Here is a 16,461-nt window from a genome sequence, read left to right on the forward strand (position 1 = left end):
TCCGGTCGGGACAGCTCAGAGTCTAGGGGTGCCGGAACCGCGGGCGGGAGAGCGGTCTGTCCAGGCACGCTCAGATCATGCGCTCCGCGTGTCGCGTGACCTCCAGCACGACACCGTGCGGATGCCGCAGCGCGAGCGTCTCCGCATGCCCGCACCCGCGCATCGCGCCGCGCAGAAGACGCCAGATCATCTCGTGGGTGACGAGCAGCGGGCTGCCGGCGGATGCCCAGAAGGCGGCTTCGAGGGCACGGATGGCACGGGGCCGCGCGGACGCGTAGCTCTCGCCGCCGGGGAAGGCCCAGCCGTAGCGGTTCTCCGAGCGCAGCGCGCGGATCCCGGGATGCGCGCTCTCGAGCTCGTCCCAGGTGTGCCCGGCGAAGCGCCCGTGATCGAGCTCGGCGAGGTCGTCGACCGCGACCACCTCGACCTGCAGGCGCTCGGCGACGATCTCCGCCGTGCGCCGCGCGCGCCCGAGGGGACTCGTGCAGACGACGTCCACTCCCGCGCCTTCGAGACGCTGCGCGATCGCGAGCGCATGCTCGACGCCTGCGGCGGTCAGCGGCGAGTCGAGCTGCCCCTGCAGCCGGTGCTCGCGGTTCCACACGGTCTGGCCGTGCCGGGCGAGGAACAGGCGATCCGGCATCCGCGAGGCGAGACGGGACATGCCGACAGGATGGCACAGCCCACGCGACCGCGCCGAGCGCGGACGGGATCAGTCGACGCCGAGGAAGGAGCGGTCGGTGAGGACGATGGGGCCGTCCTCGGTGATGGCCACCGTGTGCTCGGAGTGCGAGCCGCGCGAGCCGTCCGCGCTGCGCAGCGTCCAGCCGTCGGGATCGGTCACGAGCTCGTCGGTCGTGGCGAGGAACCAGGGCTCGAGCGCCATGACCAGCCCGGCGCGCAGCGGGAAGCCCCGGCCGGCGCGGCCGTCGTTGGGGACGTGCGGGTCGCCGTGCATGATCCTGCCGACGCCGTGCCCGCCGAAGTCGGTGTTGATCGAGTAGCCCTCACCGTGCGCGACGGCGGCGATCGAGGCAGAGATGTCGCCGATGCGGTTGCCGACGACGGCCGCCGCGATCGCGGCGTCGAGCGCGCGCTGCGTCGTGTCGATGAGGCGCAGATCCTCGTCGCGGGGCGTGCCCACCACGAACGAGACGGCGGAGTCGGCGACCCAGCCGTCGACCGAGACCGCGAAGTCGAGGGACACCAGGTCGCCGTCGCGCAGCGTGTAGTCGTGGGGGAGGCCGTGCAGCACGGCGTCGTTCACGGACGTGCAGATGACCTTGCCGAAGGGGCTGGCGCCGAACGACGGGTGGTAGTCGATGTAGCAGGACTCGGCTCCGGCCTTGCGGATCATCTCGTGCGCCCGGTTGTCGATCGAGAGGAGGTTGGTGCCGACCTTCGTCTCCGCGCGCAGCGTCGCGAGCGTCTCCGCCACGAAGCGACCAGCCGCCCTCATCTCCTCGATCTCGGCGGGGGTGCGCAGTTCGATCATTCCCTGTCCTCTCGTCGACTCCATTCTCTCCCACCGTGAGGCGACCGACGCTCACAGCGAACGTGCGGAACCGCGGCAGGGGTCGCGACGTAGCATCTCGGTATGTGGATCCGGCGCGCGTTCTTCTCCTGGCTGTTCCCGGCCGCTCTCGTGCTTCCGCTGTGGCTCTTCGTCGGCTGGGGCGTGTTCCAGGCAGGAGGGTGGGCCTTCCTCTGGGTGCTGTTCGTGGCGTTGCCGTCGGTGCTGGTCGGCGAGGTGGTCCTCGCCCTGCTGGTGCGCGCACGACCGGCCGTCCGCGCGGAGCGGGCCGTGTCGTGGCGGGATGTGGTCGGGTTCACCGTGTGGCACGGGCTGACGATCGCCCTCGGGTTCTTCCCCCAGGGCGCGTTCGGATGGCTCCTGGCCGGCACGATCGTCGCGTTCCTCGGCGTTTTCTGGTCCACCCTGTGGCAGCTCTTCCGTGACATCGCGGACCGCGGACGCGCCGCGCTCGTGATCGCCGAGGAGCAGACGCGGCCCCCGATGTCCGGTTTCGGCGACGGCGCTACGCACGAGCAGGCGCGCCGTCACGGTCAGGTGATCGTCATCACCGAGACCGGGCGTGCCGGCGAGGATCACGAGCCGCGCTGAGCCGCGGCCTCGCGTCGTCCGCGTTTTGGCGCGGCCCGTGATCCATGGCAGAATGGTTCCTTGTGCCGTGACCCGGTTCTGCCTCAGGGGAGCCCGCGGTCGCCTTGCGCGCCGCTCGGCACACACCACACTTTCCATCCTTCCCACTTGCATGCGACCTGAGGCGAGTGCAGAGAGAGACGATCATGCAGATCCTCGACGCCGTCGACGCGGCTTCGCTCCGCTCCGACATCCCCGAGTTCTTCCCCGGCGACACCGTCAAGGTGCACGTCAACATCGTCGAGGGCAGCCGCTCTCGTATCCAGGTCTTCCAGGGCGTCGTCATCGGCCGCTCGGGCGACGGCGTGCGCGAGACCTTCACGGTCCGCAAGATCAGCTTCCAGGTGGGCGTCGAGCGCACCTTCCCGGTGCACTCCCCGGTGATCGACCACATCGAGGTCGTCACCCGCGGTGACGTGCGCCGCGCGAAGCTGTACTACCTGCGCAACCTGCGCGGCAAGAAGGCGAAGATCAAGGAGAAGCGCGAAGCGCGCTGATCCATCGCAGCATCCGAAGAAGCGCCCTGGGACACGCCTCCCGGGGCGCTTCTTCGTGCACCGGGCATGAGAAGCTGGAAGGCGCCGTCGATCGACGGCCGGAGCCGTGAAGGATGGCGCATGACGGAAGAGATCGCGGCCGGGCCCGTCGACGCAGTGCAGGGCCCCGCAGCACCGCGCAGACGCGGGTGGGTGGTCTTCCTCCGCGACGTCGTGGTGATCCTGCTCATCGCCGTGCTCGTGTCCTTCCTCGTGAAGACCTTCGTCGTGCGCAGCTTCTACATCCCGTCGGGATCGATGGAGAACACGCTCCTGATCAAGGACCGCATCCTCGTCGACGAGATCACGCCGCACTGGAACGGCTACCACCGCGGCGACGTCGTCGTGTTCAAGGATCCGGGCGGGTGGCTTCCGCCCACTCCGGCGCCGGCACCGCGCTCGCCCGTCCTCGAGGCCGGCGAGTGGTTCCTGACGCTGATCGGGATCGCCGCCCCCGATTCGGACGACCACCTCGTCAAACGCCTGATCGGCCTGCCGGGCGACCACGTGGTGTGCTGCAACTCGCTGGGACAGATCACCGTGAATGGTGCTCCGATCGACGAGTCCTCGTACCTCAAACGGGGAGTGGGCGACGACCGCGCGTCCAGCATCCCGTTCGACGTCACGGTGCCGAAGAACGCGGTGTGGGTCCTCGGCGACAACCGCACCCGCTCGGAGGACTCCCGCTATCACCAGGACCAGCCGGGCGGCGGATTCGTCCCGATGGACAACGTCGTCGGACGCGCCTTCCTGATCACGTGGCCCTTCGACCGGTTCGGGCTGGTCGACGGGCACTACGCCGTCTTCAACGGCGTCTCGACTCCGAAGCCGCAGGGGCGCCGTCGTGGCGGTCGTCGAGCCTAGCCTGGTCCTCGAGCGGCGACTGCTGCGCGAGCACGCCCACCTCATCGCCCTCGACGAGGTCGGGAGGGGAGCGCTGGCCGGGCCCGTCGCCGTCGGCGCCACCGTCGTGGATGCGGCGGCCGCGCGCCGTCGTGTGCCGCAGGGCCTGCGCGACTCCAAGCTCGTGCCCGAGAAGCGGCGTCCCGAGGTCGCCGCGCGCGCGGGCTCCTGGGCGCCGGCCAGCGCGGTGGGATGGGCGACCAGCGCCGAGATCGACGAGATCGGCATCATGCGCGCGCTCGGCCTCGCCGCGTCGCGGGCGATCACGGCCGCCTGCGGGCAGGACTGGGACGCCTCGGCGGCACTCGTCCTCCTCGACGGGAATCACGACTACGTCTCGGCCGTGCATCCGGCGCCGCTGACGGTGCGCTCGATCATCAAAGCCGACCGCGACTGCGCCTCCGTCGCGGCGGCCTCGGTGCTCGCCAAGGTCGCCAGGGACGCGCTCATGGTGGAGCTGTCCGGCGAGTTCCCCGACTACCAGTGGGAGCGCAACAAGGGCTACGCGAGCCTCGAGCATCGGGATGCCATCCGTCGCGGCGGTCTCACCCGGCATCACCGCGCGTCGTGGGCGATCGCGGACGCCCCGACGCTGTTCTGACCCGGAGCGCGGTGCCGCGACGGCTTTCGCCCTCGCGACCCGACGGCCTCTCGTAGGATGGGGGGACCATGGATGACGACGCCTTCGACGACTATGACCGCGAGCTCGAGCTCGCCCTGTATCGCGAGTACCGCGATGTGGTCCTGCAGTTCCAGTACGTGGTCGAGACCGAGCGCCGCTTCTACCTGGCGAACGAGGTCAACGTCGTGCGCCGCGACACCGAGCACGACTTCTATTTCGAGGTCGCGATGAACGACGTGTGGGTGTGGGACATCTACCGCGCCGATCGGTTCGTCAAGTCTGTGCGCGTGCTCACCTTCAAGGACGTCAACGTCGAGGAGCTCTCCCGGCGTGAGTTCGAACTGCCTCAGGAGCTCTCCCTCGACGGCGAGTGACCCGGCGCTGCCGGCGTCGCCGCGGAGGATGACGTCCTCCACAGGCTGACCTCGCCGACATCTTCACACCGGTTGCAGCCCCGCGCGCTCGTGGAGGTGCGCGTCCGGTCAGGCTGTCGATCATGGCAGCGAAGGACGAACTCGGACGCGCGGGCGAAGAGCGCGCCGTCGCACACCTGACCCGGCTCGGCTACCGGATCCTGGACCGCAACTGGAGGTGCGACCAGGGCGAGCTCGACATCGTCGCGCTGCATCAGGACACGCTGGCGTTCGTGGAGGTGAAGACGCGGCGCACGCTGGACTTCGGCCATCCCTTCGAGGCGATCGACGCATCCAAGCGTCAGCGCCTCTGGCGACTCGCCCATGCCTGGGTGCGGGATCATCGGCGGGAGAGTCTGGGGCGCACGCTGCGCGTCGAGGCGATCGGCATCGTCGGCGCCGATCCGGCGATCGGCGCGCTCGAGCATCTGAGGGACCTGCGATGACGGCGCGCACGTGGGCGGTCGCGCTGACGGGCCTGAACGGCCACATGGTCGATGTGGAGGCCGACCTCGCGCAGCAGACGCCCGGATTCGACCTCATCGGCCTCGCGGATCGCGCACTCGGCGAGGCGGTGCGGCGCGTGCACGGCGCCTGCCGGAACAGCGGTCTGGAGCTGCCCCGGCGCAAGCTGACGGTCAACCTCTCGCCGGCGAGTCTTCCCAAGCACGGATCCGGGTTCGACCTGGCGATCGCGATCGCGGCGTTCGGCACGGCCGGAACGCTCGACCAGGCCTCCATCGCGCGCACCGTGCATCTGGGCGAGCTGGGGCTGGACGGCAGGCTGCGTCCCATCCCCGGCGTGCTGCCTGCGCTGCATGCGGCACGGGAGGCGGGGTTCGATCGCGCCGTCGTCCCGTTCGCGAACGAGGCGGAGGCGCGACTGGTGCCGGGCCTCGAGGTGCACTCCGCGGTGACTCTCGCCCAGGTGGCGCTCCTGCACGGCGCCGACGTGTCCGACCCCGGAGACCCGCAGCCTGTGCTGGCCTCGGCAGCGGCGCAGGTGAGCGAGCCGGTGTGGGAGCTGGCGGATGTGATCGGGCAGGACGACGCCGTCCGCGCCCTGATCGTGGCAGCCGCGGGTGGGCACCACCTGCTGCTCTCCGGCCCGCCCGGCGCGGGCAAGACGATGCTGGCCCGTCGCCTCGCAGGGATCCTGCCCGACCTCGACGACGAACGGGCGCTCGAGGCCGCCTCGATCCGATCGCTCGCGGGCGAGACGCTGACGCGCCTGGAGCGGCGGCCTCCGTTCGTCGCCCCGCATCACAGCGCTTCCGTCGCGGCGATGATCGGCGGAGGATCGCGTGTCGCGCGGCCGGGCGCGATCGCTCGTGCGCACGGAGGGCTCCTGTTCCTCGACGAGGCCGCCGAGGCGCCGGGCGTCGTCGTGGAGGCGCTGCGGCAGCCGCTCGAGTCGGGCGAGATCGAGATCCATCGGGCGGGCTTCACAGCACGGTTCCCGGCTCGTTTCCAGCTCGTCCTCGCCACCAATCCCTGTCCGTGCGGGGCCTACGGCGTCGTGGGCGAGGAGTGCATCTGCCCGCCCTCGGCGATCCGGCGATACGCGGCGAGGCTCTCCGGGCCGATCCGCGATCGTCTCGACATCGAGGTCCGTGTCGCACGCGTGTCCGCCGCCGACGTGACGATGCCGGAAGGCGGGACGACCTCGACGGCGCAGGCCCGCGCGCGGGTCGAGGAGGCACGGGAGCGAGCAGCGTGGCGCTGGCGGGGAACGCCGTGGCGGCTCAACGCGCACGTGCCCGGCACCTGGCTGCGTCAGGGAGATTTCCGCCTGCCCGCCGAGGCGAGGGGGCCGTTGGACCGCGCGCTGCAGCGCGGAGCGCTGACACTGCGCGGCTATGACCGCGTGCTGCGGCTGGCATGGTCGGTCGCCGACCTGGACGGCGCTGCCGCGCCCGGGCTCGCACAGGTGGGGCGGGCCCTTTACCTCAAGAAGGGAGCGGCGGCATGAGACCGCGCGACGATGATCGAGCCGGAGACAGGCCGGAGGACGGGCGGGCGCCGGTCGCAGGGCAGTTCCGTCGGCGTGTGCGTGACCTGCGTGAGGATCCTCGCTTCCTCCGCGAGGCGGGGCGGATCCGGGGCGATCTCGACGACCCTGCCGTGCGCGATGGATTGATCTGGAGTCTGCTGTGCGAGCCCGGAGACGGGATCGCCGGGGCTCTGATCGACGCGCTCGGGCCGACGGCGGCCCTCGACGCCGCGTTCGACGATGTCCGGGCGCCCGCCGCGGCGGATACCGAGCGTCCCGCGGCCGCTGCGCTGCGGGACGCGCGCAGGCGCTGGGGGCCGAGGCTCGCCCCCGAACCGCATCTCGGCGGGCTGCGCACGTCTGCCAGGATCGGCGCGCGGCTGCTGCTGCCCACGGACCCGGACTGGCCCGCGTCGCTGGGCGATCTCGGCGCCCACGCGCCGCGTGCCCTCTGGCTGCGCGGCGACCCCGCGGCGCTGCATGCTCCCGGCGTCGCGATCGTCGGCGCCCGCGCGTCGTCGAGCTACGGCGAGCACGTGGCCGGCGAGCTCGCCGGCGAGCTCGCGACGGACGGGCTCGTGGTCGTCTCCGGCGGGGCCTACGGCATCGACGGCACGGCGCACAGGGCTGCTCTGCGCGCCGGGGGCCGCACCGTCGCGCTCCTCGCCGGAGGCGTCGACCGGCCCTACCCGAGCGGGCATGCGCAGCTGTTCGAGCGCGTGGTCGCGAGCGGCGCGCTCGTGAGCGAGCTGCCCTGCCTGTCGGCGCCCACCAAGTGGCGGTTCCTCGCGCGCAATCGTCTGATCAGCGCTCTCGCACGCGCAACGGTCGTGGTGGAGGCGGGAAGTCGCAGCGGATCCTTGAACACGGCGGCCCACGCCGCCGAACTCGGTCGACCGCTCGGCGCTGTGCCGGGCCCGATCACCTCTACGATGTCCGCGGGCTGCCACCGACTGCTGCGCGACTACGCCGCCCAGTGCGTCACCTCGGCGGCGGATGTGCGGGAACTGCTCGGCGCGGCCCGCACCGGCTCTTCGCGCGTCCCGGAGGAGCCGGATCTGATCCGCCTCGCCGACGCGCTGAACGTGCGCAGGGCGCGCGATCCCCTCGAACTGGCGCGGCGCTGCGGGCTGAGCGAGGACCGGGTCGTGGCGCTCCTCGGAGTCCTGGAGCTGGACGGCAGCGCGATGCGGACCGAGGGAGGATGGCGTGCCGTCCGTCTGTGAGACTCGGGAACCGGTGCGGATGCGGGCGCCGCCGCCACATCGCCGCCCCAACCGTCGTCCGCGCCCGCGCGTGCTCCCGCGCCCGCGCGTGCTCCCGCACTCCGGCCGGGCGAGAGCGCATGCTGGAGCCATGCGCGTATCCGAGGCCGCTGCGGCGTTCACGACGCATCTCACGCAGGTGCGCAGGCTGTCGCCGGCGACCGTGCGCGCCTACCGCTCGGATCTGGCGGACCTGGCCGCCGCCACCGCGGACGCCGAGCTCGCCGCGATCGACCTGGAGAGCCTGCGGGACTGGCTGTGGCGCGCCACGCAGCGCGGGGATGCTCGTTCGACCCTTGCTCGGCGCACCGCCGCGGTGCGCTCGTTCTTCGCGTGGGCCGTCGAGGCGGGGCACGCGCCGGTCGACCCCGCCCTGCGTCTGGTGACCCCGAAGCGCGGGCGGACACTGCCGGCGGTGGCATCGGCCGACGCGATGCGGGTGGTCCTGGACGAGGCGCGCGATGCGGCGCTGGACGGGGATCCGATCCGGCTGCGCGACAGCGCGATCCTCGAGATGCTCTACGGCTCGGGGATGCGCGTGTCGGAGCTCTGCGGACTGGACGTGGACGATCTCGATCTCGACCGCGGCACGGCGCGCGTCGTCGGCAAGGGGGACAAGGAGCGCGTCGTGCCGTTCGGCGCGCCGGCGCGCAACGCCGTCGCGTCGTACCTGCGCAGGGCTCGCCCGGTGCTGGTCGCACGCGCCGAGAGGCCGAGTCCTGCCCTTTTCCGGGGTGCACGCGGGGGAGCGCTGGGCACTCGCACGGTGTACGAGCTCGTCGCCCGAGTGCTGGCCCCCGTCATCGGGGCCGAGACGGTCGGACCGCACGCGTTGCGCCATTCGGCCGCGACGCATCTGCTCGACGGGGGCGCCGACCTGCGGGCGGTGCAGGAGATCCTCGGACACGCCAGCCTCGGCACCACCCAGATCTACACGCACGTGTCCGCCGAGCGACTGGCCGCGAGCTACCGTCTCGCGCACCCGCGCGCCTGATGCGGACAGACGTCAGCATCCGTCGGAGCCGCACGGCAGAAGCACGGCGCGGGGAACGTCCCCGAACAGCAGCATCGGATTGACGTAGACCCCGTTCCAGCGCACTCCGAGATGCAGCGAGCCCGGGGGAGCGTGACCGCCGGCGGCCAGGTGCGCCACGACGTCGCCGCGATGGACGGGGGAGCCGGGCGTCAGCGTCGACGTCGCGGGCTCGAACGTGGTGACGAGGCCGTTGCCGTGGTCGATGGTGAGCAGCGGCCGATCGACCACGGTGCCGGCGAAGGCGACCACGCCGTCGGCCGGGGCGCGCAGATCGCCGGCGGCCGCGATGTCGACCCCGCGATGCCCCGCGCCGTAGGCGTGCGCGGGAGCGCGGAACGGCTCCACCACGGATCGGCTCCCCTCGACCGGCCATAGCCAGTCGCCGTCGGGGAGCGGCGGTCGTGTGGAGCTTCCGACGGCCGGCCCGCCGACGTGCGCGATCGGGTCCGCGGCCTCGGCGGCCGGTGCCGGCGCGGGACCGAGCAGCGGCACGAGGGCGCCGAGCAGCGCCGCCACGAGCGCGAGAACCCATCGCGGTGGCCCGGTGTCGGGTGAGCGGAGAAGACTCGACATGCAGCGATCCTGCGCCGTGCGCGGAGACTCGAGGACGTTCGGTGCATCATCCGTGTGGAGCCCGGACGCGGGCGCAGCTGTGCGGACCGGATGCGCGCGAACCGGAGGCGCGATCCTGATATGCTTGCAGGGCATCCCGTATGTCGGGGTGACTACGCGTGCCCACAGCGTTCAACGTGGCGAACACTCCACAGGTCTCTCGGAAGAGGGCGGAGTGCGCGCCGGGCACCAGGATCGCCGATCGCCGATCGGCAGCACAACCTCAACCAGCAAGGAGTACGACCATGGCCGTCGTCACCATCCGCCAGCTGCTCGACAGCGGCGTTCACTTCGGACACCAGACCCGCCGGTGGAACCCGAAGGTGAAGCGCTTCATCCTCACGGAGCGCAGCGGGATCCACATCATCGACCTCCAGCAGTCGCTCGGCTACATCGACAAGGCCTACGACTTCGTCAAGGAGACCGTCGCGCACGGCGGCACCATCCTCTTCGTGGGCACCAAGAAGCAGGCGCAGGAGATCCTCGCCGAGCAGGCCACCCGCGTCGGCCAGCCCTACGTCAACCAGCGCTGGCTCGGCGGCCTCCTCACCAACTTCTCCACCATCGCGAAGCGCCTCGCCCGCATGAAGGAGCTCGAGGAGCTCGACTACGAGAACCCGGCCGCCTCGGGCTTCACGAAGAAGGAGCTGCTGCTCAAGAAGCGCGAGCTCGACAAGCTGCACAAGTCGCTGGGCGGCATCCGCAACCTCACCAAGACCCCGTCGGCCCTGTGGGTCGTCGACGCGAAGCGTGAGCACCTCGCGATCGACGAGGCCAAGAAGCTGAGCATCCCGGTGATCGGCATCCTCGACACCAACGCCGACCCGGACGACTTCCAGTACCCGATCCCCGGCAACGACGACGCCATCCGCTCGGTCTCGCTGCTGACGCGCATCATCGCCGACGCCGCCGCGGAGGGCCTGCAGGTCAAGCACAACCCCGAGGCCGGCGACGCCGAGCCGCTCGCCGAGTGGGAGCAGGAGCTCCTCGAGGGCGCCGACGCGCAGACCGCCGCGACCGAGTCGGCCGCCGACGAGGCCGGTGCCGCCGCGCACGACGAGGCGATCGCCGCTGCCGCCGACGAGACGGCGACCGAGGTCGCCGACGCCGAGTCCGCCGACAAGTAATTCGCCGACCGGCCAGCCGGCACACGCCGGCTGGCCGGCAATCACCACGCACACACACGAAGCAAGGAGCCACCACAACATGGCCAACTTCACCATCGCCGACATCAAGGCGCTGCGTGAGCAGCTCGGCACGGGAATGGTCGACACCAAGAAGGCGCTCGAAGAGGCCGACGGCGACGTCGACAAGGCCGTCGAGATCCTCCGCCTGAAGGGTGCGAAGGGCAACGCCAAGCGCGCTGACCGTTCCACCAGCGAGGGCCTGGTCGTCGCCCGCGAGCAGGACGGCGCCGTGACGCTCGTCGAGCTCGCCTGCGAGACCGACTTCGTCGCGAAGAACGAGCGCTTCATCGCGCTGGCCGACAAGGTCGCCGACGCGGTCGCCGCCGTCAAGGCGAACACCGTCGAGGAGGCCCTCGCGGCCGACGCCGGCGGCCAGACCGTCGAACAGCTGATCTCGGACGAGGCCGCCATCATCGGCGAGAAGGTCGAGCTGCGGCGCGTGCGCACGCTCACCGGCGACGCGTTCCAGGTGTACCTGCACCGCACCAGCAAGGACCTCCCGCCGCAGGTCGGCGTCGTCGTCGCCTACACGGGTGACGACGCGGAGACCGCGCGCAGCATCGCCCAGCACATCTCGTTCGCGAACCCCTCCTACCTCACCCGTGAGGACGTCCCGGCTGCGGACGTGGAGAAGGAGCGCGAGATCGTCACCGAGATCTCCCGCAACGAGGGCAAGCCGGAGGCCGCCCTGCCGAAGATCGTCGAGGGCCGCGTCACCGCGTTCTTCAAGCAGGTCGCCCTGCTCGAGCAGGACTACGCCAAGGACAACAAGCTGTCCGTGGGCCAGGTCGCGAAGGACGCCGGCATCACCGTGACCGGCTTCGCGCGCTTCAAGGTCGGCGCGTAACAGCATCGAAGGGGTTCGGATCCACCAGGGTCCGGACCCCTTCGTCATGCCCGCATCCGATCCGGGCACCCCGCACGATATCTTTTCCCAGACGAGAGGAAGCACTCCATGACCGAACGACAGGGTCGACGCCGCGTCGTCCTCAAGCTCTCCGGTGAGGCCTTCGGCGGCGGACAGCTCGGGGTCAACCCCGACATCGTGAGCCAGATCGCCCGCGAGATCGCTGCCGCCACCGATCGCGTGGAGATCGCGGTCGTCGTCGGCGGCGGCAACTTCTTCCGCGGCGCCGAGCTCAGCCAGCGCGGCATGGACCGCGCGCGTGCCGACTACATGGGCATGCTCGGCACCGTCATGAACGCGCTCGCCCTGCAGGACTTCCTCGAGCAGGCCGGCGCCTCGCCGCGCGTGCAGTCCGCGATCGCGATGACCCAGGTCGCGGAGCCGTACCTTCCGCTGCGTGCGGAACGGCACATGGAGAAGGGCCGCGTCGTCATCTTCGGCGCCGGAGCGGGCCTGCCGTACTTCTCCACCGACACGGTCGCGGCGCAGCGTGCCCTCGAGATCGGCGCGGATGAGGTGCTCGTCGCCAAGAACGGCGTCGACGCGATCTACACCGCCGATCCCAAGACCGACGCGTCCGCCGAGCGGATCGAGGAGATCACGTTCCAGGACGCGCTCGTCCGCGGCCTCAAGGTCGTGGACTCGACGGCGTTCAGCCTCTGCATGGACAACGGCATGGACATGCGCGTGTTCGGCATGGAGCCGGCCGGCAACATCACCCGGGCGCTGCTGGGCGAGCCGATCGGCACGCGCGTCATCGCCTGACGTCGCCGGATCCCGGGCCGTGCCTGCGGCGTCGAGCCCGGGATCCGCGCTGCGCCACCGATAGACTTGAGACGAAACCCCTGACGATAGGAGCCACCGTGATCGCGGATGTCCTCGCCGACACCACCTCCCGCATGCAGCGCGCCGTCGAGGCCGCCAAGGAGGACTTCAGCACGGTGCGCACCGGCCGTGCCAACCCGCAGATGTTCCAGAAGGTCCTGGTGGACTACTACGGCACGCCGACCCCGCTCGCGCAGCTCGCATCGCTCGCGAACCCCGAGGCCCGTTCGCTCATCGTCACGCCGTATGACAAGTCGGCTCTCAAGGCGATCGAGCAGGCGATCCGGGACATGCCCAACCTGGGCGCGAACCCCTCCAACGACGGCAACATCGTGCGCGTCACGATGCCCGAGCTGACCGCGGAGCGCCGCAAGGAGTACGTCAAGCTCGTCAAGAGCAAGGGCGAGGACGCGAAGGTGCACGTCCGCGGGATCCGCCGCAAGGCGAAGGACGAGCTCGACGCACTGAAGAGCGAGCTCGGCGAGGACGAGATCGCCCGGGGCGAGAAGGAGCTCGACGCTCTCACGCGCCAGCACGTCGACCTCATCGACGAGGCCGTGAAGCGCAAAGAGGCAGAGCTGCTCGAGGTCTGAGAGCGCCGATGAGCAATCCGTCCGGCGGCGACGACGCGTCGACGATCCCGCCACGACCGCCGCTCCCTCCGCATCGCGGTGAGGGCGTGCCTCCGCGACCCGGTGACAATCTGCAGTCGCAGTGGCAGGCGAAGAAGGCTGAGATCGAGACGCACGTCTCCCATGCCCGTGACCAGCTCGACCAGGCGAACGAACGGATCAAGGAGCGGACCGGTCGCGACCTCGTGGTGGCGATCGGCGTCGGACTCCTGATCGGCGGGGTCATCCTCGCGTCGCTGCTGTTCGCCAAATGGTCGTTCGTCGTGATCGGCCTGGCCATCATCCTGCTCGCCGTGTGGGAGCTGGTGCTGGCGCTGCGCGCCGGCGGACGCAAGGTCGACCTCTGGCCTCACCTGGTGCTGGGCGCGCTGCTCGCGGCGAGCGGCTACTTCGCGGACCCGTGGCTGTGCTGGGTCATGCTCTTCGTCGCCGTGTTCGGCGTGACGGTGTGGCGACTCATGGCGCAGATGATCGCGAAGGACGGGCGCACGTACGGGGACGTCCTGACGGACGCCCTCGCGGCCGGGTTCGTCCAGGTCTACGTGCCGTTCCTCGGCGCGATCGTGCTGATGCTCCTGCATCAGCCCCGCGGCGAGTGGTGGGTGCTCGCGCTCATCGTCGTGGTGGTCGTCACCGACACCTGCGCGTACGCCTCCGGGCTGTTGTTCGGCCGGGGCGGGCGCCACCCGATGGCGCCGCGGGTCAGCCCGAAGAAGACCTGGGAGGGTTTCGCGGGCGCAGTCGTCGGCTCGCTGGTCGCCGGGGCCCTCGTCGGCGTCTACATGCTCGGTGTGCCCTGGTGGGCCGGTCTCATCCTCGGTGCCGCGCTGGTCGCCTCGGCCACGATCGGCGACCTGGGGGAGTCCCTCCTCAAGCGCGACCTCGGCATCAAGGACATGAGCTCCTGGATCCCCGGCCACGGCGGGCTCCTGGATCGCCTGGACAGTGTCCTCCCCTCGGGCGTCGTCGCGCTCGCTCTCTACATCCTCCTCACCCCCCTGGTGGCCGCATGACCGACTCCGCACGACCCGCGAGCGCTTCCGCAGCGCCGTCTCCGAGCTTCGCCGTCGTCTCCCGCAGGGAGAAGGGCTATCAGCGCGCCGCGGTCGACACCTTCCTCGCCCGTGCGCGTCGCGCCTTCGAGGAGGAGGCGGATGGCATCGACTCGTCGGACATCCGCGGCGCCTCGTTTCCGTTGGTCCGGGGCGGGTACGACATCGCCGCCGTCGATGCGGCGCTCGCGCGCGTGGAGGAGGCCTTCGCACAGCGCGAGCGTGCCGCGGTGGTGGCCTCCGACGGCGCTTCGGCATGGGTCGGCCGGGCGCGCTCCGACGCCCAGGTCATCCTCGACCACCTCAGCAGGCCGCAGGGTCATCGCTTCGCGCGCACCGGCCTGCTCACCTTCGGGTACCGGGTCGACGAGGTGGATCACGTGGCGAAGCGCATCGTGCGGTTTCTGCGCGACGGCGACGCACTGAGCGCCGAGCAGGTGCGTCAGACGGCGTTCCGCATGCAGCGTCGCGGATACCGCGAAGAGCAGGTCGACGCGCTGCTGGACGCGACCATCGACGTGATCCTGGCGATCCGCTGAGCGATTCTCATGGCGGATTCAGGTTCCCCTGGCTAGAATCGGACCCATTGTGACTCCCGATAACGATTCGATAGCGGCGCGCGCCCGAGGCGCCGTGCAGAACGCAGCAGCCACAGCAGCCCGAGCGGGCGCGAAGTCGACGTCCCGTCGTGCGACGTCCGCGGTCGTCGCAGGCCTCGCCGTCGTGGGCTTCTCGGTCGCCATCGTGGCGCCCGCCGGCCTCGCGATGTCCGCGGGCGAGCCGGCCCATGCCTCGGTCACCACGGCCTACGCCCTGGCCGCGCGCGACGCGCAGAACATCACGGTCTCGGTGCACGGCGTGACGCCGACGGCGCAGGCACGCGACGCGTTCGACGTGTACGTCAAGCCGAAGCCGACCCCGACGCCCGAACCGGTCGTCGCCTCGAGCTCCAGCTCCTCATCGGACTCGGGATCCAGCGATCCGGGGCCGATGTTCTACAGCGGCGGCGGCGCACCAGCCGAATGGATGGCCGCTGCGGGCATCGCGTCCAGCGACTGGGGCTACGTCGACTACATCGTCAGCCGGGAGAGCGGCTGGAACCCGAACGCCACGAACAGCGGTTCCGGCGCGTGCGGACTGGTCCAGGCGCTGCCGTGCAGCAAGGTCCCGGGCAACGGCTATGATCCGGTCGACAACCTCCGCTGGGCGAACGGCTACGCCGTGGGGCGCTACGGCAGCTGGGGTTCGGCCGTCGCGTTCTGGTCGGCCAACAACTGGTGGTGAGCAGCGCTCACCCATGCCACGCTCGCATAGGCGACGTCCGGAGCGCCCACGGGACGACTCGCTCGATCGGCTGATCGCCGGATGGAAGCGCACCGAGGTGCGCGGGGGCGGTGAGTGGTACGTCCAGCCGCTGACCGCGGCGCAGGCGCAGAAGGAATATGTGTGCCCCGGCTGCTCGGGGCTGATCCCAGCCGGGACGGCGCATCTGGTGGTCTGGCGCGCTGACGGCGTGCTCGGAGATGCGGCGGACCTCGCCGCCCGCCGGCACTGGCACAACGGCTGCTGGCGGCGAGGCTGACGTGGAGATCCGCGGACCCCGTCTGCTGCCTGCCCGCCGGGAGGACATCGAGCTGCGTACCGAGGACGGGCTGCGCCTCGTCGGCGAACTCGCACTCCCGGAGGCAGGCGAGCCCGTCGCGACCCTCGTGACCCTGCACCCGCTGCCCACCGCCGGCGGCTTCATGGACTCGCACATCCTGCGCAAGGCGGCCGCCCGTCTTCCGGCTCTCGCCGATCTCGCTGTTCTCCGGTTCAACACGCGGGGGACATCCTCTCCGCGGGGCGCGAGCGAGGGGGTCTTCGACGGCGGAACCAGCGAACGTCTCGATGTCGCCGCCGCCATGGCGTTCGTCCACGAGCGCGGCCTGCCGCGGCCGTGGCTCGTGGGATGGTCCTTCGGCACGGAGCTGGCGCTCAAGTACGGACGTCAGCACGACATCGAAGGCGTGATCCTGCTCTCGCCGCCGCTGCATCGGGCCACGGCGGCGGAGGTCGCCGCCTGGGCGCAGGACGACCGTCAAGTCGTCGTACTGGTGCCCGAGCTCGACGACTACCTGCGCCCGGACGAGGCGACCGAGCGGTTCGCGGCGATCCCGCACGCGCGGCTCATCGCCGTCGACGGCGGGCGTCACCTGTGGGTGGGCGAGAGCCAGACGCGGCGTGTGCTCGATGAGATCGTCTCGGCGGTCAATCCGGCCGCGCTTCCGCTGCGGCGGGAGTGGCCTGCGCTCTGACCCGGTCCGAGCGTGCG

21 protein-coding genes are annotated in these 16,461 nt (G+C 71.0%); 18 read left to right on the forward strand and 3 right to left on the reverse strand.

Features of this window, described 5'->3' with window-relative positions:
* Nucleotides 1-70 precede the first annotated feature (70 nt).
* Together NFX31_RS07865 and map are read right to left on the reverse strand one after the other, a co-directional pair.
* Entirely contained in the window at nt 71-664 is a 594-nt protein-coding gene (locus NFX31_RS07865; RefSeq protein ID WP_262957127.1) for a histidine phosphatase family protein, read from the reverse strand.
* A gap of 48 nt (nt 665-712) precedes the next feature.
* On the reverse strand, nt 713-1,495 hold the full coding sequence (map, locus tag NFX31_RS07870; RefSeq protein ID WP_045252136.1) for a type I methionyl aminopeptidase: 783 nt from the start codon (nt 1,493-1,495) through the stop codon (nt 713-715).
* A 102-nt stretch (nt 1,496-1,597) separates the two neighbouring features.
* Here map and NFX31_RS07875 point away from each other — a divergent pair, with 102 nt between their 5' ends.
* The 9 genes from NFX31_RS07875 (at nt 1,598) to NFX31_RS07915 (ending at nt 8,890) form a co-directional block, all read left to right on the forward strand.
* The gene (locus tag NFX31_RS07875; protein WP_045252135.1) at nt 1,598-2,125 is read left to right on the forward strand and encodes a hypothetical protein; all 528 of its coding nucleotides are present in this window, start codon (nt 1,598-1,600) and stop codon (nt 2,123-2,125) included.
* Nucleotides 2,126-2,310: 185 nt separating this feature from the next.
* Complete coding sequence (rplS, locus tag NFX31_RS07880) at nt 2,311-2,661, forward strand: 50S ribosomal protein L19 (protein WP_045252134.1); 351 nt, start codon at nt 2,311-2,313, stop codon at nt 2,659-2,661.
* Nucleotides 2,662-2,781: 120 nt separating this feature from the next.
* A complete protein-coding gene (gene lepB / locus NFX31_RS07885) occupies nt 2,782-3,564 on the forward strand; it encodes a signal peptidase I (protein ID WP_045252133.1) in 783 nt (260 codons plus the stop codon).
* On the forward strand, nt 3,545-4,204 hold the full coding sequence (locus NFX31_RS07890; protein ID WP_045252132.1) for a ribonuclease HII: 660 nt from the start codon (nt 3,545-3,547) through the stop codon (nt 4,202-4,204). Before lepB ends, NFX31_RS07890 begins: the two co-directional genes overlap by 20 nt.
* Nucleotides 4,205-4,272: 68 nt before the next feature.
* A complete protein-coding gene (locus NFX31_RS07895; protein ID WP_045252131.1) occupies nt 4,273-4,599 on the forward strand; it encodes a DUF2469 family protein in 327 nt (108 codons plus the stop codon).
* A 122-nt stretch (nt 4,600-4,721) separates the two neighbouring features.
* The gene (locus tag NFX31_RS07900; protein WP_420847430.1) at nt 4,722-5,084 is read left to right on the forward strand and encodes a YraN family protein; all 363 of its coding nucleotides are present in this window, start codon (nt 4,722-4,724) and stop codon (nt 5,082-5,084) included.
* Nucleotides 5,081-6,610: a YifB family Mg chelatase-like AAA ATPase gene (locus NFX31_RS07905; RefSeq protein WP_045252129.1), complete on the forward strand. Its 1,530-nt coding sequence runs from the start codon at nt 5,081-5,083 to the stop codon at nt 6,608-6,610. Before NFX31_RS07900 ends, NFX31_RS07905 begins: the two co-directional genes overlap by 4 nt.
* Before the next feature lie 77 nt (nt 6,611-6,687).
* A complete protein-coding gene (dprA, locus tag NFX31_RS07910) occupies nt 6,688-7,857 on the forward strand; it encodes a DNA-processing protein DprA (protein WP_262957128.1) in 1,170 nt (389 codons plus the stop codon).
* 130 nt (nt 7,858-7,987) lie between these two features.
* Nucleotides 7,988-8,890, forward strand: coding sequence for a tyrosine recombinase XerC (locus NFX31_RS07915; RefSeq protein WP_045252128.1), 903 nt, complete (start codon nt 7,988-7,990; stop codon nt 8,888-8,890).
* A 12-nt stretch (nt 8,891-8,902) separates the two neighbouring features.
* Here the strand turns inward: NFX31_RS07915 and NFX31_RS07920 are convergent, their stop codons facing one another.
* Nucleotides 8,903-9,505, reverse strand: a complete 603-nt coding sequence (locus tag NFX31_RS07920) for a murein hydrolase activator EnvC family protein (protein WP_262957129.1) — start codon at nt 9,503-9,505, stop codon at nt 8,903-8,905.
* Nucleotides 9,506-9,789: 284 nt separating this feature from the next.
* Between NFX31_RS07920 and rpsB the strand changes: the two genes are divergently transcribed.
* From rpsB to NFX31_RS07965, 9 genes are all read left to right on the forward strand, one after another.
* Nucleotides 9,790-10,671 carry a 30S ribosomal protein S2 gene (gene rpsB / locus NFX31_RS07925; protein ID WP_045252126.1) on the forward strand — a complete coding sequence of 294 codons (882 nt, stop codon included), beginning with the start codon at nt 9,790-9,792 and terminating at the stop codon, nt 10,669-10,671.
* Nucleotides 10,672-10,750: 79 nt separating this feature from the next.
* Nucleotides 10,751-11,578, forward strand: coding sequence for a translation elongation factor Ts (gene tsf / locus NFX31_RS07930; protein WP_045252125.1), 828 nt, complete (start codon nt 10,751-10,753; stop codon nt 11,576-11,578).
* 108 nt (nt 11,579-11,686) lie between these two features.
* Nucleotides 11,687-12,403 carry a UMP kinase gene (pyrH, locus tag NFX31_RS07935; RefSeq protein ID WP_045252124.1) on the forward strand — a complete coding sequence of 239 codons (717 nt, stop codon included), beginning with the start codon at nt 11,687-11,689 and terminating at the stop codon, nt 12,401-12,403.
* 98 nt (nt 12,404-12,501) lie between these two features.
* Nucleotides 12,502-13,056: a ribosome recycling factor gene (frr, locus tag NFX31_RS07940; protein ID WP_091476199.1), complete on the forward strand. Its 555-nt coding sequence runs from the start codon at nt 12,502-12,504 to the stop codon at nt 13,054-13,056.
* Between the two features lie 8 nt (nt 13,057-13,064).
* Entirely contained in the window at nt 13,065-14,108 is a 1,044-nt protein-coding gene (locus NFX31_RS07945; protein ID WP_045252122.1) for a phosphatidate cytidylyltransferase, read from the forward strand.
* Nucleotides 14,105-14,686: a DivIVA domain-containing protein gene (locus tag NFX31_RS07950; protein ID WP_091476202.1), complete on the forward strand. Its 582-nt coding sequence runs from the start codon at nt 14,105-14,107 to the stop codon at nt 14,684-14,686. The genes NFX31_RS07945 and NFX31_RS07950 overlap by 4 nt, the downstream gene beginning before the upstream one ends.
* A 94-nt stretch (nt 14,687-14,780) precedes the next feature.
* On the forward strand, nt 14,781-15,431 hold the full coding sequence (locus tag NFX31_RS07955) for an aggregation-promoting factor C-terminal-like domain-containing protein (RefSeq protein ID WP_045252120.1): 651 nt from the start codon (nt 14,781-14,783) through the stop codon (nt 15,429-15,431).
* A 13-nt stretch (nt 15,432-15,444) separates the two neighbouring features.
* The gene (locus NFX31_RS07960; RefSeq protein WP_045252119.1) at nt 15,445-15,729 is read left to right on the forward strand and encodes a hypothetical protein; all 285 of its coding nucleotides are present in this window, start codon (nt 15,445-15,447) and stop codon (nt 15,727-15,729) included.
* A 1-nt stretch (nt 15,730) separates the two neighbouring features.
* Entirely contained in the window at nt 15,731-16,444 is a 714-nt protein-coding gene (locus tag NFX31_RS07965; protein WP_082072483.1) for an alpha/beta hydrolase, read from the forward strand.
* Nucleotides 16,445-16,461: the final 17 nt, after the last annotated feature.

The organism is Microbacterium azadirachtae (assembly GCF_025583665.1).
Lineage (GTDB): Bacteria > Actinomycetota > Actinomycetes > Actinomycetales > Microbacteriaceae > Microbacterium > Microbacterium azadirachtae.